The organism is Aliirhizobium wenxiniae (assembly GCF_014201355.1).
Taxonomy (GTDB): Bacteria; Pseudomonadota; Alphaproteobacteria; order Rhizobiales; family Rhizobiaceae; genus Neorhizobium; species Neorhizobium wenxiniae.
In genome coordinates this window covers 401,395-422,781 of record NZ_JACHEG010000002.1, presented here as the reverse complement: position 1 = coordinate 422,781, position 21,387 = coordinate 401,395, and the positions used below count along the sequence as shown (strand labels likewise).

The following is a 21,387-nucleotide window of genomic DNA, read 5'->3' as shown; positions in this document are numbered from 1 at the left end:
CGGCTATTGAAGCCCGTGTTGAAAGGCCAACAGATCTTGCCAGGTCAGGGCTTTGTTGGCAGGGATGGCAAGAAGCTCCTGCGGATGGAATGTCGCAAGGGCAGGGATTTCCATGCCTGCAAAGCTCACGGTCTGCCACTTTCCACGCATCGTATGGATCGTGCCATTGCCGCCTATGAAGAAGCGGGCCGGGAAGTTGCCGAGCAGCAGCAGCGCCTTTGGCCGGGCAAGCATGATCTGGCGCTCGATAAAAGGCTGGCAGATATCCATCTCGGCCGCCGACGGCATGCGGTTTCCCGGCGGGCGCCAGGGAATGACATTGGTCATCAGCACGCCCTCGCGCGAAAGGCCGATTGCTGCAAGCATCCGGTCGAGAAGATCTCCGGCCCGACCGGAGAAGGGGGCACCATCTCGATCATCGTCCGCATTCGGCATCGGCCCGATAATCGCGATCCCGGAAGTCGGATCACCGCTGGCAAACACAGTCGAGCGGGCGCTGTTCTTCAGGTTGCAGCCGTGGAATGTCTCGATCGCCGTCTTCAGCTCGGCCAGTGAGCCGGCACCATTCGCCGCCGAACGCGCGGCTTCCACCGCCTGCCCGGCCGGCACGGAGACCGGTGCCGTGGTTGCCGGGGGAGGGGCGGCAGCACCCGGCCGCCGCGAGGGCGCACTCCCACCATTCGAAGCCGAAGATGCGCCGTCCTGCGGACTGCGCTCCCTGGCACTCGCTGGGGCTTTTGCCTGAGCCCTTGCCGCCTTCTGCGCCTCGAACTGGGCAATCCGATCGACAGGTTCGTCGTCGACGAGCCATTCCACGCCCGCATCCGCATAAAAATGCAGAAGCGCGGCAAGTTCGGCCGGATTGAGGTCTGAGGCGGCGTTCATGCTTTCACCTTAACGAAGCCGAACTTCGCAGGAAAGCCTTACGCCGCCCATTCACCGACATTCTCGCTCTCTCCGATCAGAGCCAGACCATGAGCGATCGACAGAAGCTCACCGCCGCTTTCGATCTTCGATGCGTCGAAACGCCGGGTGAAGATCTGGCGCACTGCGGGAACGAAGGAGGTGCCGCCGGTGAGGAACACTTTGTCGACCTCGGCCGGTGCGGTATTCGTCTTGGTCAGCACATCGTCCAGTGCGCCTTCGATCTTTGCCAGATCGTCGGCGATCCAGGTCTCGAAATCCGCACGCTTGACTATCTTCTTGCCGGCCCTGCCGAGCGGTGCGAAATTGAACTCGGCTTCTTCCGCGGAAGAAAGCGCCATCTTGGTGGCCGAGATCGCCTGATAGAGCGGATAACCTTCGTCATGCTCGACCAGTTCGATAAACAGTTCCAGCTTGTCCGGGTCGATCGCCGAGCGCACCAGCGACTTCAGGTCGTTGAACTCGCGGGTCGTCTTGAAGATTGACAGCTGGTTCCAGCGCGCAAAATTGGCGTAGTAGTTCGATGGCACTTCCAAGAGCTTGTCGAAACTCTTGAAGAACGTGCCCTTGCCAATTTCCGGGGCCACCAGATGTTCGATCATCTTCGCATCGAAATGGTCGCCTGCAATGCCCACGCCGGAATGGCCGATCGGCTTGGCCGTCAGCTTGCCGGCCACGCGTTCGAAGCGGATCAGCGAGTAGTCCGTCGTACCGCCGCCGAAGTCGGCGACCAGAACATTGGCGTCGGTCTTCAGGGTCTGGGCGAAGTAATAGGCGGCTGCGACCGGTTCATAGACATAATGGATCTCGGGAAAACCGAGCCGTGTCAGCGCCTCGTTATAGCGATCCGTCGCAAGCTTCTCGTCCGGGCTGGCGCCGGCAAAATGCACCGGCCGGCCGGCAACCAGACGCGAAACCTCTGTTGGCCAATGGCCGTCCGCATAATTTTTCAGCCGCTTGAGAAACACTTCCATCAGGTCTTCGAACGTGTGACGACGGGCAAAGACCAGCGTCCCTTGGAAGAGCGGGCTTGCGGCAAAGGTCTTGATCGACTGCAGGAAACGGGCGTCACCCGGATTGTCTATGAACTGGCGGATCGCCGCCTGTCCGGCCTCGACCTTTAGTGCCTGAGCGCCGAGCTGGGCATCCTTCATGAAGGAGAGCGCCGTGCGCATCGAATCCGTCTCGCCGGCGCTGCTCGAAAACTGCATCGAATGGGTAGTGCTGCCGCTGTCTGCCAGCGCCAGAACGGTATTGGTCGTGCCGAAATCAAGCCCGAGCGCCCGTGCCATGGCCGTGCTCCTTGTGGTCTGCAAAAATGATTGAGCCGGGACGCTCCCGGACGCGATAAGGGCGAAGCCGCTGCCTCGCCCTTTTTGAGAGCGCGCCTGATGCCACAGGCTAGGCGCCAAAGCAAGCGGGAAGGGGGGGAGATGCGGAATTACGTGCCGGACGCCATCAATCGTGAGCGCTGCGGCGCTGGCGGGTTCGATTGTAAATTCAGCCAGAAGTGGATGTCCGCTAGGCGCCACGAGCGGTCAACACATCAGGTCCAAACGCGACAGCGTAAGTCGGCATTGTTCACATAGCGGTTCGTTCTTGCCGCCACGGTAATAGCTCAGCGCAATCACCGCTCCATACAATGCCCAAGCTTTGCCCCGAAGCCATTCGCCCTCACTCAAGCCCAAAACGCTCCTGAAGCCATCTCGGGCAGATGGCTGCATCCAAGACCACGCGGTTGCATAGTCGGCCGCAGGGTCTCCTACCGCAGATAGACCCCAGTCTATAACCCCCGCCAGTTTTCCGCCAACGGTCAGAAGATTGTCTGCCTTGAGGTCGCCATGCAACCATACGGGTGGGGCGTCATATTTCTCCGCGAGGGCTTCGTTCCAAAGTTCCACAGCCACTTTTGCATCGATTTCATCCGACACTATTTCAATAGCCGGAAGGGTGCGCTCAGATATCTCTGCGAGAGGAATGCCTCGTAGTTTATTGATTGGCCCTGCAATCGGTGCGCCTGCCGTTGGTTTAAGATGGAGAGCCTTCAAAAAGTTTGCCAATGAGATTGCAGCCTCGTCGGCGTCTGCGATGTTTGCGGGGATGGCGATGTTCCCCGCCATCCAATCGAATATTCCGAACTCGCAATCCATACCAAGATCAACGCGCCCTCGATACCGGAGGGTTGGTGTCATCAAGGGCAATCCCCCGAGATGAGGTAACCAATCCAGCTCCTTTGAAACCAAAAGGGCCGCACTTTCTCTTCGCGGTATCCGAAGGACTAATTCATCGCCAATGCGATACAACGCATTATCGGTGCCGGACGAAGTTACCCGATCCAAAGGCAAGTTAGCCCACTGAGGCGTGTGCCTCTCTAAAAGCTGATGGATCAGCACATCTGTTACGGGGAGGTCATCTTGGTGCATCATGTCTGGTTAAAGCAACTTACAGTTACGTCCACATGACATCCTTTGTCCGCTTCGGGCCGATAGCAGACATCGATTACATTTCCCGATAGCAGAAGGGGCGCAGATGCTGCGCCCCTTGCTTCGGCCCGATCTTGATCGGGTCGGTCAGGCTTCGGCATACCAGCGGGCCTGCAGGGATTGCGTTTGTTCGGCGTCCTTGCTTTTGAACAGCTGTGTCGAGGAACCGCTGGTGCCGGTTGCCGAGATCTGGTCGAGCATCTGCCGGATCATCTGGTCATGCACATTGGCCGCAGCGCGCCGCTGGCTGGCGGAGACGTCCTCATTGGCCTTCATGGAGGAACGCTGGCTGATCGCCTGAAGATCGGCCAGCAGCGGAGTGACGAAATCACGGACACCCGAACCTGCCGTGGGTGCGCTTGTTGACGCTGAACCGTCCACCTGACCGGCAGATGCGTCCGCATCAGGCTCGCTGCCCGACATGCTATCGTCCTCGGTCGGTGCCGAAGGTTCATCAGAGGTGGAGTGCTCGGCGACGGCTTCATCGGTTGGAACATCGCCGTCTGCCGCATGGGCTGCCTCGACCTCGGCCTCGTCCGCAGGCTGAGAGGCACTCTCGTCTACCGGCTCGTCCGTTCCCGCTTCGGCAGGCGGCATCGGGCCATAGGTGCCGTCATCGGTTTCTTCCGGTGAGTAGTTTTCGACTGTGTCGGACTGGCTGCCGCTTGATGGTGCCGTGTTGTTTTTACCAGTCGTCGTTTCGTCGTCCTTCACATCGGAAGAACCGGACGATGGCGATGATTGGCTCGGTGAACCGGATTGGCTTCCGCCACCGAAAATACCTTCGAGAAACACTATATTCTCCGCTGTTAACGAATGCGGAGCGGCCTCTAGCAGCTTCGGATTGAAGCGGCTTCAACGCGCGAAGAACAAATAAAATCAATATTTAAGCATCTGAAAATATGATTGAATGATAGATTTCTCATGTTGTTGAAGGCATGGTCCGGATGCCTGCTCTGCCATGTTTTGGCCGGGTCGCTCATGTCTATCGCAAGGCTCTTGTCGAATGCATGGAGTTGATCTGCCGTGAACCCCGGAACGCTCTCTTTTCTCGCTCTTTTCACCACTGCCGCCGTTTCTGTCTCGGCCCCCGCTCGCGCCGCCGAGCCGGTGCACTGCACCGTCATTCTGGATGTCGATACCGGCGTGGTCATCCACCGGCAGGGCGGATGTGATCAGGCCTTCTATCCCCAATCGACCTTCAAGCTGCCGCTGGCGATGATGGGATACGACAAGGGTATTCTTGTGGATGATCATAATCCCCGCTGGGAATACCAGGCCAAGTTCAATCGCTCCGAGCGGGAGCGGAAGGCGACCGATCCGACCATATGGGAGAAGGACTCGATCGTCTGGTATTCGCAGGAGATCACCCGCCGCCTCGGCAAACAGGCCTTTGCCGACTATGTCCGCAGCTTCGACTACGGCAACCGCGATGTTGCCGGCGGACCGGGCGGAACCGACGGGCTGACGGAATCCTGGCTGAGTTCATCGCTGAAAATATCGCCCGACCAGCAGGTGAGTTTCCTGCGGCGCTTCATCACCGGCAAGCTACCGATTTCGGCAAAGGCCGTGACGATGACGCAGGCGATCGTGCCGACTTTTGCGGCCGGCGACGGCTGGACTGTTCATGGCAAGACGGGCGCTGGATGGCTGCGTGATGCCAAGGGCAAGCCGGATCGCAACCGCCCGCTCGGCTGGTTCGTCGGTTGGGCAGAGAAGGGCGGCAAAAAGGTCGTGTTTGCCCGCATGTTGTTGGATAACAAGCGGCATACCGATCAGCCGATCAGCTTCACCGTTCGTGACGGCCTGATTGCGGATCTGCCGAAACTGGCTTCCGGTCGGCCGAATTGAAATCGGATGCGAGCCGGGAGTATCGACCCGGCTCGCATATTCTGTCAGGCGTTTGCCTGAAAACGCACGCCGCTTTCGTTGAGGAAGCAGGTCTTGTCGAATGCGGCCAGATCCAGCGGATTGGCAAGTCGCACGTCTTCCAGCGTCGGAAACGGCTTCCCTTGCGGATCATAGCTTCGGCTGATCTGCGATACGAAGACGATGACCAGCCCCCTTGATCTTGCGAAGGACTGAAGTGCCGAAACCTGTAGATCGAGCGGCGGCGTCGAGCGCCGCAGATCCAGCAATTGCAGATAGTCGATCACGATCAATGTGCCGGGGGCAGCATCTTCCGCGGCCTTGATGACGTAATCGGCGCTGATCCCGTCGGAGCAATCCGAAACGAACCGGTCGCCATAACGGCAAAGCTCCGTTCCCAGTCGCAGGAACTGGTCGGCGATCTGCGCCTGCGTATATTCCAGCGTGAAGAAGAAGGCGCGGCTGCCTGTCTTCATCGCCTCGATCGCCAGTTCCAACGCCATGAGCGTCTTGCCGAGCCCCGGCCTTGCGCCGATCAGGAGAAGATCGCCCGGTTTCAGCTGTTGATACAGTTCGCTGGCCGGAGACGCCGCGGCATGGCGCGCCGCAAGCAGGCTCCAGCTTTCGCAGCCTTCGCCGCGTGCGATACGATCGAGCGCGGCATTGAGAGGAATGGATTGTTGGCGCGACAGGGCCTTGGCCTTGCGCTTCAGGTGATAGATGGGTGCCGAAAGTTTCATCGACGAAAACCTCCTGATGCGAGCAATATTCGCAATCCCTCCTTTTGCAGCTGCCCGGACAGTCGGTTGAAATCGCCAGTGCCCGGCATGAAATCTGCTTTCCCGGTCGGAGGGGGGAGGCGCGGGCCGCGCCGGAATCAGATGATAGCCGAAGCCCGTCAGATCCGGAAGCGGCGCGATGCCCAGACGATGAGAACGCCGATGACGGTTGCCAGCAATCCCCAGAAGATCCAGGGCGTCTGGTTTATCATGAAGCTGGAGCGCGGGTAGGGGAACACGCCTGTGCCCTGGCCGATCCAGACAAGCCCGATGACGCCGACGAGAAAACCGAAAATACCGGCGATAAGCCTGATCAAACGCATTGCCGCTCTCTCATGTCCTTCCATAGGCAGGAAGATATGGCGAATGCGGCTGCCATCAATGCCGGGTGGCGGTCACGGATGCGGCAAACCGACCTCCGCAGATGAAAAGGCCCGGCTGTTCACCGGGCCCGATATCTTCAGAGCGACTTTGCCGCGCCGCCATCGACGCGCAGCATCGTGCCGGTAATGTAGCTTGCGGGTTCCGAGCACAGGAAGGCACCCGCCGCGCCGAATTCCTCGACCGTGCCGAGGCGACCGGCCGGAATGGTCTTTACCGAAGCTTCGCGGATTTCTTCAAGGCTCTTGCCCAGCCGCTTGGCATTGGCGCCGTCCAGTTCCTCGATACGGTCCGTCAGGATACGGCCCGGAAGCAGCATGTTTACGGTGACGCCGGAGCCGGCGATTTCGGTTGCAAGCGTCTTGTTCCAGCCGACCAGCGCGCCGCGCAGCGTGTTGGAAAGGGCGAGATTCGGGATCGGCTCTATGACGCCGGAAGAAGCGACGGTCAGGATGCGGCCCCAACCCTGTTCCTTCATCTGCGGCAGAAGCGCGTTGGTGAGCGAAATTACTCTGAGCACCATTGACTGGAAGAAGGTGTCCAGCTTGTCGGCGCTCATGTCCTGCGTGCCGCCGGGCGTCGGGCCTCCGGTATTGTTGACGAGGATATCGATGCCGCCGAGCTTTTCTTTGACCGCTTCAACCATGGCCTCGACGAAATTATCGTCGGCAAGGTCGCCCCAGACCCAATCGGCCTTGCCTTTGCCGGCTGCGTTGATCGTCTTGCAATTTTCGGCAAGCTTGTCGCCCGAACGCCCCACCAGGAGAACATTGGCGCCTTCATTGGCGAGCGCCGTTGCGATGCCGAGGCCCAAGCCGCGCGAAGAGGCGAGGACAAGCGCCCTTTTGCCCGAAATTCCCAGATCCATTCCGTTCTCCTGTGACGATGTTGTCTGTGCATGCGGTTATAATGGCCGCGGCTCACATTGGAAGCCTGATCCGGCCTCTGATCGGCTCGACCAGGCGTCGGACGAAGCGGGGCGGCTTTAGGACGCAATGGTGCATGAGGCCTTGGCTTGCGGTGCGGTTTGACTTTACGGATATCCCGTCTCGAAGAGAGCTTGCGACTTGTCAGGTTGTATGACAACAAGGGCTTGGAGGATTGTGTGGCATTTTGACGTTGACGTAAACGTTATTTGTCCTGCAGATAAGGGAGTGGGTCTTCGTGTCTGGTCAGTCGGTGTCGCATCTCGGCTCGACAACCTTCCTGGCATTTGCCAAGGAGTAATGTGACAAAAGGGGATCCCGCCAAGGCGGAGGCATATGGAATGAGCGAAGAGATGGAACTTCCCGAACGGGAGATGATGGAATTCGACGTCGTGATCGTCGGTGCCGGCCCGGCCGGCCTGTCCGCTGCAATCCGGCTGAAGCAGATCAATCCTGATCTTACCGTCGTGGTGCTGGAAAAGGGCGCGGAAGTCGGCGCCCATATTCTCTCCGGCGCGGTGGTCGATCCGGTCGGCATCGACGCGCTCCTGCCGGGTTGGCAGGACGAGGAGGGGCATCCGTTCAAGACCAAGGTCACCGACGACCAGTTCCTGTTCTTAGGGCCAGCAGGCTCCGTCCGACTGCCCAACTTCGCCATGCCGCCGCTGATGAACAACCACGGTAAGTATATCGTCTCGCTCGGCAATGTCTGTCGGTGGCTTGCGACCAAGGCGGAGGAACTCGGTGTCGAGATCTATCCGGGCTTTGCCGCAAGCGAGGTGCTTTATGACGATGCAGGCAATGTGATCGGCGTCGCCACCGGCGACATGGGCATCGAGAAGAATGGCGAGCCAGGCCCGAACTATACCCGCGGCATGGCGCTGCTCGGCAAATACACCCTGATCGGGGAGGGCGTACGTGGTTCGCTCGCCAAGCAGCTGATCGAGAAGTTCGATCTGCAAAAGGATCGCGATGTCCAGAAATTCGGCATCGGCATCAAGGAACTGTGGGAGGTAAAGCCGCAGAACCACAAACAGGGTCTCGTCCAGCATTCCTTTGGCTGGCCGCTCGACATGAAGACCGGTGGCGGTTCCTTCCTCTATCACCTGGAAGACAATCTCGTTGCTGTCGGCTTCGTCCTGCACCTGAACTACAAGAACCCCTATCTCTTCCCCTTCGAGGAATTCCAGCGGTTCAAGACCCATCCGGCAATCGCGCCGACTTTCGAAGGCGCCAAGCGCATTTCCTATGGCGCTCGGGCAATAACCGAGGGCGGTTACCAGTCGGTGCCGAAGCTCTCCTTCCCCGGTGGCGCGCTGATCGGTTGCTCGGCAGGCTTCGTCAACGTGCCGCGCATCAAGGGCTCGCATAACGCCGTGCTCTCCGGCATTCTCGCCGCTGACAAGATCGCGGCTGCAATTGCCGACGGCCGCGCCAATGACGAGCCGGTCGAGATCGAAAACGAATGGCGTTCAGGCCCGATCGGCAAGGATTTGAAGCGCGTCCGCAACGTCAAACCGCTGTGGTCGAAATTCGGCACGCTGATCGGCATTCCGCTCGGCGGTCTGGACATGTGGACCAACCAGCTGTTCGGTTTCTCGCTGTTCGGCACGCTGAAACACGGCAAGACCGATGCCCAGTCGCTCGAGCCGGCGGCGAAGCACAGGAAGATCGACTATCCGAAGCCGGATGGTGTTCTGACCTTCGACCGACTGTCTTCCGTCTTCCTGTCCAACACCAATCACGAGGAAGACCAGCCGGTCCATCTCAAGGTCAAGGATATGGATCTGCAGAAGCGCTCCGAGCACGACGTCTATGCCGGTCCCTCTGCCCGCTACTGTCCGGCCGGGGTCTACGAATGGCGCGAGCAGAATGGGGAAGAGGTCTACGTGATCAACGCCCAGAACTGCGTCCACTGCAAGACCTGCGATATCAAGGACCCCAACCAGAACATCAACTGGGTACCGCCCCAGGGAGGCGAGGGACCGGTCTATCCGAACATGTGATCTTCGGTCCGGTTGCGAGAATGCCTCGTGCAACATCGATGATGAATGGCAACTCTTAAGTTGCCGTTTGTCAGTTTCATCTGCCGGTTATTATCCGGGGATGAAAAGACCTTGGTAACGCTGAGTTCATTCTTATATCTGATCACATCTGGCTGATCGCCTATCTCTTTCGTGTCGCGTGAAAGAAGAATAGGTATGGTTCAGGATAGGAAAATCGGCTTCTTTCGCGCCAACAGGTCAGCATGTGATGAGCAACAGAGATATCGTCTTCGGCGTCGCCTCCGTCATCGGGGCCATCAGGCGTGTTTTTTTCTTCGCCGCGATCGCGATCATGCCGGCGTTCTTCGTTGCGGGTGAAGCGGCGGCGGTCGATTGCCGTGCCTATCCGACGCCCGGTGTTGACTGGAGCAACTGCAAGAAGCGGCTGCTTATGCTGGACAACAGCAATTTTGAGGGAGCCAATCTCTCCGGCGTTGATTTTAGCATGACCGATCTCAGCCGCACCAACCTCAAGAAATCTAATTTCAGCAAGGCCATGCTGGTGCGTGCCTCACTTGCCGGTTCCGATGCGACAAGTGCGAGTTTCGAGCGCGCGGAAGGTTACCGCAGCAATCTTTCTGGCATTTCTGCTTCCGGCGCGAGTTTCGTTTCGGCCGAAATGCAGCGGTCGAATTTTTCCGACGCGGACCTGACCAATGTCGACTTCACCAAGGCCGAGCTTGGGCGGGCGATCTTCTACAAGGCAAAGCTGGCGAACACCCGCTTCGCGCTGGTCAATCTCTCCCGCGCGACCTTCCATAATGTCGATATGAGCGGGCCGGTCGATTTCACCAATGCTTTCCTTTTCCTGACCCGCATCGAAGGGGTTGACCTGTCGAAGGCGACAGGCCTCGAACAGGACCAGATCGCGCTGGCTTGCGGAGACGACAGGACGCAGCTGCCGGAGGGATTAAAGACGCCGCCCTCATGGCCCTGCGAAGACGAGTGACATCAACACGATTGTTACCAGCCGAGGCTTCGGCGACACACGTCATTAGCGAAGCATTAACCATAACGTCCTTAGCTTGCGTCATCTTTTCGACGCATCAAGGACACGATCATGCCGATTTCACGCCGCGGCCTTCTGGCTGGCTTGCCTCTTTTGCTGGCCGGTTGCGCTTCGACCTATAACGAGCAGCACAATTACGCTGCCCTGCCGGAAGAAGAGTTCCCCCTTCACCGCGTACCGATCGACAAGATCAAACCGGAACTGCGCCGCCAGCAGGTCGCCTTCTCCGGCAATTATGCACCTGGTACCGTCGTGGTCGACACCCCGGCCAAGCGTGCCTATTACGTCCTAGGCGGCGGTCAGGCGATCCGTTACGGCGTCGGCGTTGGTCGCGCCGGCATGGCTCTTTCCGGCAATGCCTATGTCGGCCGCAAGGCCGAATGGCCGTCCTGGACCCCGACCCCCAACATGCAGCGCCGCGAGGAGCGTTACCGCAAGCTCGCCGGTGGCCTCCCGGGCGGCCCGAACAACCCGCTCGGCGCCCGCGCCATGTATCTCTACCGCAACGGTAACGATACGATGTTCCGCCTGCACGGCACCAACCAGCCGGAATCGATCGGCCACGCCATGTCGAGCGGCTGCATCCGCATGATGAACCACGACGTGATCGACCTTTACAACCGCGTTCAGGTCGGCGCCAAGGTTGTCGTCATCCAGGCCTAAGCCTCGGACACTCTGACTTCTGGCAGCCCGTCGCAGTGATCGCGGCGGGCTTTTGCATTTCAGGTCCGGGCTTTCCAGGCGACCACCATCAGCGCGCCGATCACCGTGATATGTTCCATCACCACATAGAATTCGATCGTCTTGAACGGCTCTTCCATGGTCCAGAAGTGGTGAACCAGCGGGATCGTCAGCGCGGTGAAGACGGCCAGCGCCCCCGCACCAAGCCATGTCCAACGATTGAGGATGATCAGGATCGAGCCGCCGAGCTAAGTGATGATCGTCGCGATATTGAAGGCGACGGCCGGTTCCAGCCCGAAATGCGCCATCTCGGCGACCCCGGCATTGAAATCGATCAGCTTGGAAAGCCCGCTCGCCCAGAACATGAAGGTCAGGACGGTGCGCGCCAGATAACCGAACCAGGTGGAGCTTGTCAGCGCGCTGATCGGGTTGGGATTGCCATATGATGATGTCTGTGACGTAGCCATGATATCCCCCTAGGCTCAAGGGGACAATCATAGCGAGAAATTTGCGTTTTGGTAAGTATACGCCGCCGCCGATGCAGGCCGGCTTTGTCGTCAGAAGCCCGAGAGAACCAGCTTGCCGCGGGTCTTGCCGCTTTCGATTAGGGCATGTGCCGCCTTGAGGTTGGCCGCATTGATCGGACCGAGGACGTCGGACAGCGTCGTCCTGATCTTCCCGGCATCGACCAGTTCCGCCACTTGGCTCAAAAGCTTGTGCTGCTCGATCATGTCCGCCGTCTGGAAAACTGGCCGGGCAAACATCGTTTCCCAATGGATCGACAGTGCCTTGCGCTTGAACTGGCGCACGTCGACCGGCTCCTTCGGATCGTCGATGAGGCCAAGACGGCCCTGCGGCGCGATGAGTTCGATAATGTCGCCGATATGCTGCGATGTCTCGGTGATCGAAAAGACGAAGGCTGGTGCACCGATCGCCAGTTCTGCGATCTGTCGGGCAAGCGGCTTTGAATGGTCGAGGACATGATGCGCGCCGAGCTGCCTGATCCAGTCCTGCGTCTCGGGCCGTGAGCCGGTGGCGATCACGGTGACGTCTGAAAGCTCGCGCAGAAGCTGGATGGCGATCGAGCCGACACCGCCTGCGCCGCCGATCAGAAGGACGGCGTTCCACGCGCTCGCCACCTTGTCCTGAACCCGCATCCGATGAAACAACGTCTCATAGGCGGTAATCGCGGTCAGCGGCAGTGCGGCGGCCTGTTCGAAGCTCAGCGTCTTCGGCTTAGGCCCGACGATCCGTTCGTCGACCAGATGGAATTCGGCATTGGTGCCCTGGCGATTGATCGCGCCGGCGTAATAGACCTCGTCGCCCGGCTTGAAGAGTTTGACATCCGGGCCGACCGCCTTGACTACACCGGCCGCGTCATAGCCCAGAACCTTGTACTGGCCGGGTTCGAGAACGGCATTTTTGCGGGTCTTCGTATCGACGGGATTGACCGAAATCGCCCTGATCTCGACCAGCAGGTCACGCCCTTTGGCCTCCGGCATCGGCAGGTCGATGTCGACCAGTGCTGTTTCGGATGAAATCGGCTGGTTCTGGTTGAAACCCACGGCGCGCATCGATCATCTCCCTTGCTGTATCGAGGACTAGAGATGGCGCGGACTTGGGCGTGGCGCAAGGAGCGATGGGCCGCACACGGTACGGCCCAGTCAAATCCTGGGAAGGAAGATCTCAGGCGTGGCCGGTCTTGCGCTCAAGCCAGATCGAAACGGAAAATACGCCAAGCCCGAGCAGCGAAAACAATACGCCGACATAACCGGTTGCCGCAAAACCCCAGCCCCAGGAGATCACCAGACCGCCGAGGGCTGCACCGAGTGCATTGGCGATATTAAAGGCCGAGTGGTTGGAGGCGGCGGCGAGCGTCTGCGCATCGGCCGCAACATCCATAAGGCGTGTCTGCAGTGCAGGTGCCGGTGCAAAACCGCAGCCGACGAGGAAGACGGTGACATAGAGCACGATCGGGTATTGCGCGAAATTGGCGAAGACCAGCATCACGATGATGTAGAACACCATTGAACCGCCGATCGTACCCTTCAGCGAGATATCGGCGAGCCGCGATCCGACGATATTGCCGACATTCATGCCGATGCCGAACAGCGCCAGCACTACTGCAACCATGCTCGCCGGCAGGCCGGCCGTCTCGGTCGTCGTCGAGGCAATGTAGCTGAACACCGAGAACATGCCGCCGAAGCCGACGGCTGCGATACCGAGCGTCAGCCACACCTGCGGTTTGGCGAATGCGCTGAGTTCGCGCAGGATGCTCGCACCTTCCTGCACCTTATCTTTCGGCTTGAAATACCAGACCAGCGCGACCGTCAGGGCGCCGATGCCTCCGACCAGATAGAAAGCGGCGCGCCAGGAAAGAAGCTGGCCCATGAACGTCGCAAGCGGCGTGCCTAAAAGTGTCGCGATGGTCAGGCCCAGCATGACCCGGCCGACGGCGCGTGCGCGCTTGTTCGGCGGCACCATCGACGCTGCCACCAGCGATGCGACGCCGAAATAGGCGCCGTGTGGCAAGCCGGTCAGGAAGCGCAGGAAAGTGAAGCTCCAGAAGTCTGGCGCCATGGCAGACAGGATGTTGCCCGCCGCAAATACGCCCATCAGCCAGAGCAGCAGCGTGCGGCGCGGCACCCGTGCCGAAAGCACCGCGATGATCGGCGCACCGACGACGACGCCCAGCGCATAGGCGCTGATGACATAGCCTGCCATAGGGATGCTGACCTCGAAGGTCTTCGCCACGTCCGGCAACAGCCCCATGATGACGAATTCACCGGTACCGATACCGAAGCCACCCACCGCGAGCGCGAAGGTGATCAGCAGGACGGCGAGGGGAGATAGGGTCTGATGGCTGGATGAAGCGCGTGCGGCATCCATGGAATGTACGCTGTCGGTCATGATGTCGGATCGTCTTGAAGAATGGGACAGGCAGGAACCGTCCCGCCCGATTGGCCGTTGCGGTCGCAAATCCGACCGCTGCTATCAGCCTACCACGTCATTGTGCAGTGCGGTAGATGAACATTGTATTTCGTCAAATTTTCATAGGCGTTCGGCATATCTTCTGCTCATCTGTCAAAGCGACGCTCTTGATAAGACCGCGTCCCGCAACCATTTCGTGATCCACCCGTTGTCTCGCCGCCCGAATTTCAAACCGGATATTTCATGAATCTCTATGCAGTCTTCAACCGCGATGGCGGCACCTTTCGAACCACCGACATGGACGCCTATTGCGCCCATGCGCTGAGAGCGTTCGAAGGGGCGGGACATGAGATCGAGTGCCACGTCGTGTCCGGCGACAAGGTTGTCGAGACGATGGAGAGGGCCGCCGCCATGAACGGCGTTGATGGCCTGATCGCCGGCGGTGGCGATGGTACGATTTCGGCCGCCTCCTCGATTGCCTGGAAAAGCGGAATCGCGCTCGGCATCGTTCCCGCCGGCACGATGAACCTATTTGCTCGTTCGCTGAAAATCCCGCTGGATATCTGGGATGCGATCGACACGCTTTCCCATTCGCATGTCCGCGATGTCGACATCGCCAGCGCCAATGGCCGCAGCTTCGTCCATCAGTTCTCCGCCGGCCTGCATGCCCGCATGGTGCGCTATCGGAACTCGATGAGCTATGCCTCTCGCCTTGGCAAAATCCGCGCCAGCACCCGCGCCGCGATCGGCGTCATGCTCAATCCGCCGGAATTCGAGGTCGAGTTCAACGCCGAGGGCAAGACAGGTGTCCGCCGCGTTTCGGCGATCTCGGTGTCGAACAACGAATTCGGCAGTGATGCGCTGATGTATGCCGACGATGTCACGCGCGGCCATCTCGGCTTCTACATTGCCGATCCGTTGACACCTGCCGGCGTCGCAAAACTCACGCTCGATATCCTGCGTGGACGTCTGAAGGATAACGAGGCGGTGACGGCGATGACCGTGACCGAGCTGGAACTGCATTTCCCCCGCCACCGCAACGATGTCCGCTGCGTCATCGACGGCGAACTCCTGCCGATGGATCGCGACATCCTGCTGAAGATCCATGCCGGCGAATTGAAGGTTCTTGTCGACCAGATCCCGCAAAAGGAGATCACCGAACAGCAGGGCAGCGGCATCTGATAGGCCTCATGCAGACGATGCGACCGGTGCCAGCGGCTGAAGCATCGTCGCTGCAGCTGCATCGTCATGCATCTCACCGCGTGATTTCACCGTGACGGCATTGGATGCAAATTCCAGCCCCGCAGCCTTGCAGGCGGAAATCAGCCGCTTGATCGCCTCGCGCTTGATGATGCTCGGATTGCCCGGCAGCGAGGTGAACTTGAAGCGCACTACGATCGATGTTTCGGTAATGTCCTGAATGCCCTGCATCTTCAGGGGGACCAGGAAATCGGCCCCGAATTCCGGATCGTCCAGCATGGCGATGCCGACCTTCTTGGCCGTCTTGCGGATCAGTTCGGGATCGCTCTCCCGCTCGAATTTCAGCTGGAATTTGATCGTGCCCCAGTCACGGCTGTAATTGCTGACCGAACTGATCTGGCCGAAGGGCACCGTATGGATCGGCCCGTTATGATGGCGAAGCCTGACTGAACGGATGGCGATCTGCTCCACCGTGCCTTGCTGGCTGCCGGTGCTGATATACTCCCCGATGCGGAATGCGTCCTCTGCGATGAAGAAGATGCCTGACACGATATCCTTCACCAGCGCCTGCGAGCCGAAGGAGAGCGCCAGGCCCAGCACACCGAAGCCTGCAAGAAGCGGCGCCACATTCACCCCGAGAGCGCTCAATATGACCAGCGCGCCGACGGCAAGCACCGCACCGAGCGCCAGATTGCGCACGACGGGCATCGCCGTCGAGAGCCTGCTGGTCTGGCGTTTCTCGTTCTGGTCCTCATGGCCCGGCAGCATGATGGCCGGCGAAGGGGCAAGCGCTTCCGAATAGTGCCAGATGAAACTCGCCACCGCCCAGCTTGCCACGACCGCAAAGCTCAGCCTTTCTAGCCAGAGGATCCAGCTCGTCGCGTCCGCTGCCTGTCCGCCCATGAAGGGTGACCATATGGCGGTGATCAGATGCAGGCCGCCTATCCACACCGCCCCGGCACAGATCACCCTGAGGCTGGCCAGAAGCGAGGAAGCCAGGCCCGCGCCGTGAACCCGCTCATGATGCCGGGTGAAGTCGTCGACCAGCGCATGCGCGCCGAGCGCAAGGATCGGAAGCGCCAGCAGGGCCATCTGGGTCGTGCCGGCGGCGAAGATCCAGCGGGCGCTGTTCGGCGTTCCGGCAAACAGAACACAGATCAACCACAGCGCCAGCGCCGTCACGACGTAAAATTCCGGCAGAAGATTTCCGGCCACCCGACGTACGATGCCGGGATTGTCGCTGATGAAGGCGTCGCGAATATCGTTGCGCCCACCGATGAACCAGTAGAGCTTCAACAGTGTCAGCAGCGTATTGCCGGTCAGGAACCAGCCGTCGATAATCAGGCTGTCTATCCCGATAGCGCCTGCAAGCCTTGCCATTTCGGCAATCGCCGCGCTGATCAGGCCGTAGGTCACCAGAATTCGGAAATGCCATTCCGGCCGGTTGATCGGCACCAGACTGCGCCCGCGGTAGTTTCTCTTGAACAAAAGCCGCGCAAGCGAGACATAGAGCGACGCCACGATGGTGGCCGTCAAGATACTTCTCACCATGCGGGTCGTGGCTTCCCCTTGCGGTCCGAGCAGATCAAACACAAAACGCGTGGCCACGAGGAAAAACGCCACCGAGGCGAGATCTCCGATCATTCGCCTGAGGCTTTGACCGATAATCCCGGTCATTCGCCCACCCTGCGGCACTTCCCGCGTGAATGCAGCCGCGATCAGACGCCGCAGAATGAGTGTCGCGGCGGCCGCGGCTGCGATCGTCGAGAGCGCAAGAAACAGGACCCGGCCATGGCTGCTGCCTTCCTCGGTCAGCTTTTCGTCTGCCATCACCATCGCCGTGGGCAGGCTGCCGACGCCGGAGAGAGCTGTCGTCGCGCCGCGCATGAAGGCAGCGGAAAACTGGCTCCACTTCGCCATGCCCATGTCTGTCGCCATCATTTCGGGCGTCGGTGTCATAGGGGCAGGCGAGGGTGCGGCTGCTGCAGGTGCCGGTGGTGGCGAAGATGCGGGTGCCTGGGATTTAGCTTGGGTGGATGTGATTTGCGTGGATGTCGCCGACGTTGTGCTGGCATTGCCTGCTGTCGCTGCCGGCACAGTCGTTCCGGTCCCGGGTGAAACCGTTGTCGCCTGTCCGACCTCGATCGCCACAGGCCTGCCGCTTCGTGCCGCGAAATCGAGGATTTGCTCGACATCGGCCTCGCTCTGGCCGGGATGGACGATGATCTTGAGCGGCGTGTCATCCGCGATGGCAGAACCGCCAAGGGCGATCGTCACGACGATGGCGGCGAATGTGGTGCGGAGAAATGCGAATATCATGTCCATGGCCAACGTCCTCAACGACGCTGTCGCCTTCCGTACAGACCGGTGCGACAATCCGTACCTGCGATTTATATCAGCAAGATGGGCCGGCGCGAATGGGGACTTTTGCGATGCTTATATCGACGCGACAGCCTGGTTTCGCCCGCGTGATTTTGCCTGGTAGAGATACTCGTCGGCCCCTTTCAGGCAATCGTCCGGATCGAATCCGGGGCTGCACATCAGTGCTCCGATGCTGGCCGAAAGCGGAATGCGGGCCCCGGATGAGGAGCGCAGGTCGATTGCCTGTATCGCCTGCCGGACATCCTCGCAGCGCCGTGCCAGCGCCTTCGATGTCAGTCCCACCTGGAAAAGCGCGAATTCCTCCCCACCCAGCCGGCCGGAGATGTCGCGCTGTTCCATCCGGTGGGCCGCCAGCAGATCGCCCGTCAGGCGCAGTGCCTCGTCGCCGGTGGCGTGCCCGTGCCGGTCGTTGATCGACTTGAAGTAGTCGAGATCGAGAAACATCAGGCCGCCCGTCACTCCCTGCCGGCTGAGGGAGGCCAACTCATCGAGAAATGCGGTGCGGTTGAGCAGGCCGGTCAACCCGTCATGGCGAGCAAGCTGTTTTAAGTCTTCATAGGCGACTGCAAGCTTTTCCAGAGCCTCGGTCGTCTCCGCCTTGGCGCGCCTGATCCGGTCTGCCTGCCACAGATGCAGGAGAGAGGCGGGAATGGAGATCACGAAAGGGCAGACGATTGTCATGATCAGTCCGGCGCCGGCCACTTGTCCGCCAAGATGCGGCACGATCGCAAAAGACAGGCCAAGCGAGGCAAGCGTGGCCAATATTCCGATCAGTATCGATTTCGCCAGAATAACGCGCATGCCCCACCCCTAAACCAATCAAATATAAGGGATGTGATTAGAGGTCGGAATTTTAACGAGGGCTGAATGAAACGATTAAAGACTGGTCGTATTCTTGCTGTTTGTCAGAGTTAGGGAGCAATAAGAGGTACATACGTTAAGTCTAACGTTTCGCCCGAGCGCATTCTTCGAGCACGACCTCATCAGATCCTCGGCAGGTAAGTCTGGTAATCGAAATCGCTTACCGTGCGCAGATAGGTGATCGCCTCCTTACGCTTCGTATCGCCATAGAGTTTCCGGTAGCGTTCTCCGAACACGTCCTTGATGAAGGGTGAGACGGAGAAATCCTCGACGGCGGTCAGAAAATCATGCGTCAGTCGCTTTGTGCCTTCGGGTGGTTCCTGTCCTGGCTCTGTTGCCGGACCGGGATCGAGCACCTCATCCAATCCCATAAGCATGCCACCCAAGATGGCGGTGAGCAGCAGATAGGGGTTGGCATCCGCGCCAGCGACCCGGTGCTCTACACGCGCTGCCGGCCCATTGGCATCCGGGATACGCACCGCCGTACCGCGATGGCCGAACCCCCAGTCGATATCGACCGGCGCAAACGATCCCGGCTGGAAACGGCGATAGGAATTGGCAAAGGGCGCAAAGATCAGCTGCGCATCGCGCATCGTCTTCAGCATGCCCGCAGTGACGGATTTCAATTTCACCGGATCGCCGCCCTTGGCATCGAGAATATTGTTGCCGTCGCGGTCGATGATGCTGGCATGCACATGCAGGCCGGAGCCTGCCTGATCGCCATAGGGCTTGGCCATACAGGTGGACTTCATCCCGAACTTTCGCGCGGCCTGTTCGGCAATGCGCTTCAGATAGATGCAGTCATCGGCGGCAGCCAGCGCATCGGCCCGGTGCAGAAGATTGATCTCGAACTGGCCGGGGCCGAATTCCGCCGTCGTCGCGTCGGCGGGGATATCCTGAAGCTTGGCCCAGTGGCGTACCGTCTGCAGGTACTCGTCCAGCGCATCGACGGCGCCCATGTCATAGAGCTGGAAGCCGTTCGGCTGATCCTTGTACATCAGCTTTTCAGGCGGACGAGGGCGGCCGGTCTCACGCCAGTCGTCCTGCATCACGTAAAATTCCAGTTCGGTCGCCACCACCGGTGTCAGCCCGCGTTCCTCGAAACGTCTCAGCAGACTGGCGAGAATGGCGCGCGGGTCCATGAAGCTCGGAGAGCCATCCATCTCGTGCATCGTCGCCAGAACTTGGCTTGAGCCTTCAGGTCCCCATGGCATCGGTGCCGCACTGCGCGAGTCTGGAACGCACTGCCCGTCGGGGTCGCCGATGGTCAGAGACAGGCCGGTAATATCGTCATTGTCGTCGCCCCATATGTCGAGCGACTGGGTGGAGGAAGGCAGCCGAACGAGCCCGTCCCACACTTTCTTTTCCTTCGATTTCGGAATGCGTTTGCCGCGCAGATCCCCGTTCATGCCGACGAGCAGGATTTCGGTATGGGGCTCAATGCGATCGGTCATGAAGCATCATCTCAACGGTTGCGGAACCTCGTTCGTAGCCGATAAGAATTGGTCGCACAATCTTCAGGAGAGCGACGCGATGAACGACAAGCCGGCCATTTCCAATCCTGGCATTTCCAATCTTCAAGCCATCGATGCCGCCCACCACATCCATCCCTTTTCTGACATGAAGGAACTGAACGCCAAAGGCACGCGCATCATTGAGCGCGCGGAAGGTGTCCATATCTACGATTCCACGGGGAAGAAATATCTCGATGCCTTTGCCGGGCTGTGGTGCGTCAATGTCGGTTACGGCCGCAAGTCGATTGCCGACGCTGCCTTCCGGCAGATGCAGGAACTGCCCTATTACAACACCTTCTTCGGCACCACGACACCACCGGCTACGCTGCTTGCCCAGAAGATCGCTTCGAAGACCGGTGGTAAAATGAACCACGTCTTCTTCACCAATTCCGGCTCGGAAGCGACCGACACCTGGTTCCGCATCGCCCGCGTCTACTGGAAGGCGCTGGGCAAGCCGGAAAAGACTCAGGTGATTGCCCGAAAGAACGCCTATCACGGCTCCACCGTCGCCGGTGCCTCGCTCGGCGGCATGAAGCACATGCACGAACAGGGCAACCTGCCGATCGAAGGCGTTCACCATATTGGCCAGCCCTATTGGTATGCCGATGGCGGCGATCTGACGCCTGCCGAATTCGGCCTGAAAATGGCCCGAGAACTGGAAGCCAAGATCGACGAACTGGGCGAGGATCGCGTTGCCGCCTTCGTAGCCGAACCGATCCAGGGCGCCGGCGGCGTTATCATTCCGCCGGACACCTACTGGCCGGAAATTGCCCGCATCTGCAAGGCCCGCAACATCCTCCTGATCTCGGATGAAGTAATCTGCGGTTTCGGCCGTCTCGGGTCATGGTTCGGCTACCAGCATTTTGGCGTCGAACCGGATCTCGCGCCGATCGCCAAGGGGCTGTCCTCGGGTTATCTGCCGATCGGCGGCGTGCTGGTCTCGGATCGCGTAGCGCAAGTGATGATCAGCGAATTCGGCGATTTCGCCCACGGCTATACCTATTCCGGCCATCCGGTCGCTGCCGCCGCAGCACTCGAAAACCTGCGCATCATCGAGGAGGAAGGCCTGGTCGAGCGGGTACGCGACGATATCGGCCCGTATTTCGCCTCGGCATGGACAAGCCTTGAGGATCACGAAGTGGTCGGTCAGGCGGAGAGTATTGGTCTGATCGGCGGACTGCAGCTTGCCGCTGACAAATCCACCCGCCGCCGTTACGCAAAGCCGGACGATATCGGCACGCTGGTGCGTAATCACTGCGTCGAGAACGGTCTGATCATGCGCGCCACCGGCGACCGTATGCTGGCCTCGCCGGCGCTGACGATCACGCGATCGGAAATCGACGAGGTGATCGACAAACTGCGAAATGCGCTCGATCACCTGCGCGATACGGTCAAGGAATAG

18 protein-coding genes and 1 pseudogene are annotated in these 21,387 nt (G+C 59.8%); 6 read left to right on the top strand and 13 right to left on the bottom strand.

Annotation, left to right across the window (positions count from 1 at the left end; translation table 11 throughout):
- Nucleotides 1–3: 3 nt before the first annotated feature.
- The 4 genes from HNQ72_RS10010 to HNQ72_RS09995 all read right to left on the bottom strand — a co-directional run bounded on the left by HNQ72_RS10010 (nucleotide 4) and on the right by HNQ72_RS09995 (nucleotide 4,202).
- Nucleotides 4–885 carry a uracil-DNA glycosylase gene (locus tag HNQ72_RS10010; RefSeq protein ID WP_183992114.1) on the bottom strand — a complete coding sequence of 294 codons (882 nt, stop codon included), beginning with the start codon at nucleotides 883–885 and terminating at the stop codon, nucleotides 4–6.
- Nucleotides 886–923: 38 nt separating this feature from the next.
- Entirely contained in the window at nucleotides 924–2,216 is a 1,293-nt protein-coding gene (locus HNQ72_RS10005) for an Hsp70 family protein (protein WP_183992112.1), read from the bottom strand.
- A 246-nt stretch (nucleotides 2,217–2,462) separates the two neighbouring features.
- On the bottom strand, nucleotides 2,463–3,347 hold the full coding sequence (locus HNQ72_RS10000; protein WP_183992110.1) for an aminoglycoside phosphotransferase family protein: 885 nt from the start codon (nucleotides 3,345–3,347) through the stop codon (nucleotides 2,463–2,465).
- Between the two features lie 147 nt (nucleotides 3,348–3,494).
- The gene (locus HNQ72_RS09995; RefSeq protein WP_183992108.1) at nucleotides 3,495–4,202 is read right to left on the bottom strand and encodes a hypothetical protein; all 708 of its coding nucleotides are present in this window, start codon (nucleotides 4,200–4,202) and stop codon (nucleotides 3,495–3,497) included.
- A gap of 231 nt (nucleotides 4,203–4,433) precedes the next feature.
- On the opposite strand from HNQ72_RS09995, the gene blaOXA reads away from it, so the two are divergent.
- Entirely contained in the window at nucleotides 4,434–5,258 is an 825-nt protein-coding gene (blaOXA, locus tag HNQ72_RS09990; RefSeq protein ID WP_183992106.1) for a class D beta-lactamase, read from the top strand.
- A 44-nt stretch (nucleotides 5,259–5,302) separates the two neighbouring features.
- On the opposite strand, the gene HNQ72_RS09985 is transcribed toward blaOXA, so the two are convergent.
- The 3 genes from HNQ72_RS09985 to HNQ72_RS09975 form a co-directional block, all read right to left on the bottom strand.
- Nucleotides 5,303–6,016 carry a DNA helicase gene (locus tag HNQ72_RS09985; RefSeq protein ID WP_183992104.1) on the bottom strand — a complete coding sequence of 238 codons (714 nt, stop codon included), beginning with the start codon at nucleotides 6,014–6,016 and terminating at the stop codon, nucleotides 5,303–5,305.
- A gap of 158 nt (nucleotides 6,017–6,174) precedes the next feature.
- A complete protein-coding gene (locus HNQ72_RS09980) occupies nucleotides 6,175–6,378 on the bottom strand; it encodes a hypothetical protein (protein ID WP_183992102.1) in 204 nt (67 codons plus the stop codon).
- A gap of 137 nt (nucleotides 6,379–6,515) precedes the next feature.
- A complete protein-coding gene (locus tag HNQ72_RS09975; protein ID WP_183992100.1) occupies nucleotides 6,516–7,304 on the bottom strand; it encodes an SDR family oxidoreductase in 789 nt (262 codons plus the stop codon).
- Nucleotides 7,305–7,703: 399 nt separating this feature from the next.
- Here HNQ72_RS09975 and HNQ72_RS09970 point away from each other — a divergent pair, with 399 nt between their 5' ends.
- From HNQ72_RS09970 to HNQ72_RS09960, 3 genes are all read left to right on the top strand, one after another.
- Entirely contained in the window at nucleotides 7,704–9,368 is a 1,665-nt protein-coding gene (locus tag HNQ72_RS09970; protein WP_183992098.1) for an electron transfer flavoprotein-ubiquinone oxidoreductase, read from the top strand.
- Between the two features lie 331 nt (nucleotides 9,369–9,699).
- Nucleotides 9,700–10,356: a pentapeptide repeat-containing protein gene (locus HNQ72_RS09965; RefSeq protein WP_373289450.1), complete on the top strand. Its 657-nt coding sequence runs from the start codon at nucleotides 9,700–9,702 to the stop codon at nucleotides 10,354–10,356.
- 111 nt (nucleotides 10,357–10,467) lie between these two features.
- Nucleotides 10,468–11,079 (top strand): L,D-transpeptidase, encoded by a 612-nt coding sequence (locus tag HNQ72_RS09960; protein ID WP_183992095.1) that lies wholly within the window; start codon nucleotides 10,468–10,470, stop codon nucleotides 11,077–11,079.
- 179 nt (nucleotides 11,080–11,258) lie between these two features.
- Here the strand turns inward: HNQ72_RS09960 and HNQ72_RS09955 are convergent.
- From HNQ72_RS09955 to HNQ72_RS09945, 3 genes and pseudogenes are all read right to left on the bottom strand, one after another.
- A pseudogene (locus HNQ72_RS09955) lies at nucleotides 11,259–11,564 on the bottom strand (DoxX family protein); the annotation flags it as partial.
- A gap of 90 nt (nucleotides 11,565–11,654) precedes the next feature.
- A complete protein-coding gene (locus HNQ72_RS09950) occupies nucleotides 11,655–12,671 on the bottom strand; it encodes a zinc-binding alcohol dehydrogenase family protein (RefSeq protein WP_183992093.1) in 1,017 nt (338 codons plus the stop codon).
- Between the two features lie 112 nt (nucleotides 12,672–12,783).
- A complete protein-coding gene (locus HNQ72_RS09945; protein ID WP_183992091.1) occupies nucleotides 12,784–14,007 on the bottom strand; it encodes an MFS transporter in 1,224 nt (407 codons plus the stop codon).
- A 264-nt stretch (nucleotides 14,008–14,271) separates the two neighbouring features.
- Here HNQ72_RS09945 and HNQ72_RS09940 point away from each other — a divergent pair, with 264 nt between their 5' ends.
- Nucleotides 14,272–15,210 (top strand): diacylglycerol/lipid kinase family protein, encoded by a 939-nt coding sequence (locus HNQ72_RS09940; RefSeq protein ID WP_183992089.1) that lies wholly within the window; start codon nucleotides 14,272–14,274, stop codon nucleotides 15,208–15,210.
- A gap of 6 nt (nucleotides 15,211–15,216) precedes the next feature.
- On the opposite strand, the gene HNQ72_RS09935 is transcribed toward HNQ72_RS09940, so the two are convergent.
- The 3 genes from HNQ72_RS09935 to HNQ72_RS09925 form a co-directional block, all read right to left on the bottom strand.
- A complete protein-coding gene (locus tag HNQ72_RS09935; protein WP_183992087.1) occupies nucleotides 15,217–17,553 on the bottom strand; it encodes a mechanosensitive ion channel family protein in 2,337 nt (778 codons plus the stop codon).
- 111 nt (nucleotides 17,554–17,664) lie between these two features.
- Nucleotides 17,665–18,411 carry a GGDEF domain-containing protein gene (locus tag HNQ72_RS09930; RefSeq protein WP_183992084.1) on the bottom strand — a complete coding sequence of 249 codons (747 nt, stop codon included), beginning with the start codon at nucleotides 18,409–18,411 and terminating at the stop codon, nucleotides 17,665–17,667.
- A gap of 182 nt (nucleotides 18,412–18,593) precedes the next feature.
- On the bottom strand, nucleotides 18,594–19,925 hold the full coding sequence (locus HNQ72_RS09925; protein WP_183992082.1) for a glutamine synthetase family protein: 1,332 nt from the start codon (nucleotides 19,923–19,925) through the stop codon (nucleotides 18,594–18,596).
- Nucleotides 19,926–20,004: 79 nt separating this feature from the next.
- Between HNQ72_RS09925 and HNQ72_RS09920 the strand changes: the two genes are divergently transcribed.
- Nucleotides 20,005–21,387: an aspartate aminotransferase family protein gene (locus HNQ72_RS09920; protein WP_183992080.1), complete on the top strand. Its 1,383-nt coding sequence runs from the start codon at nucleotides 20,005–20,007 to the stop codon at nucleotides 21,385–21,387.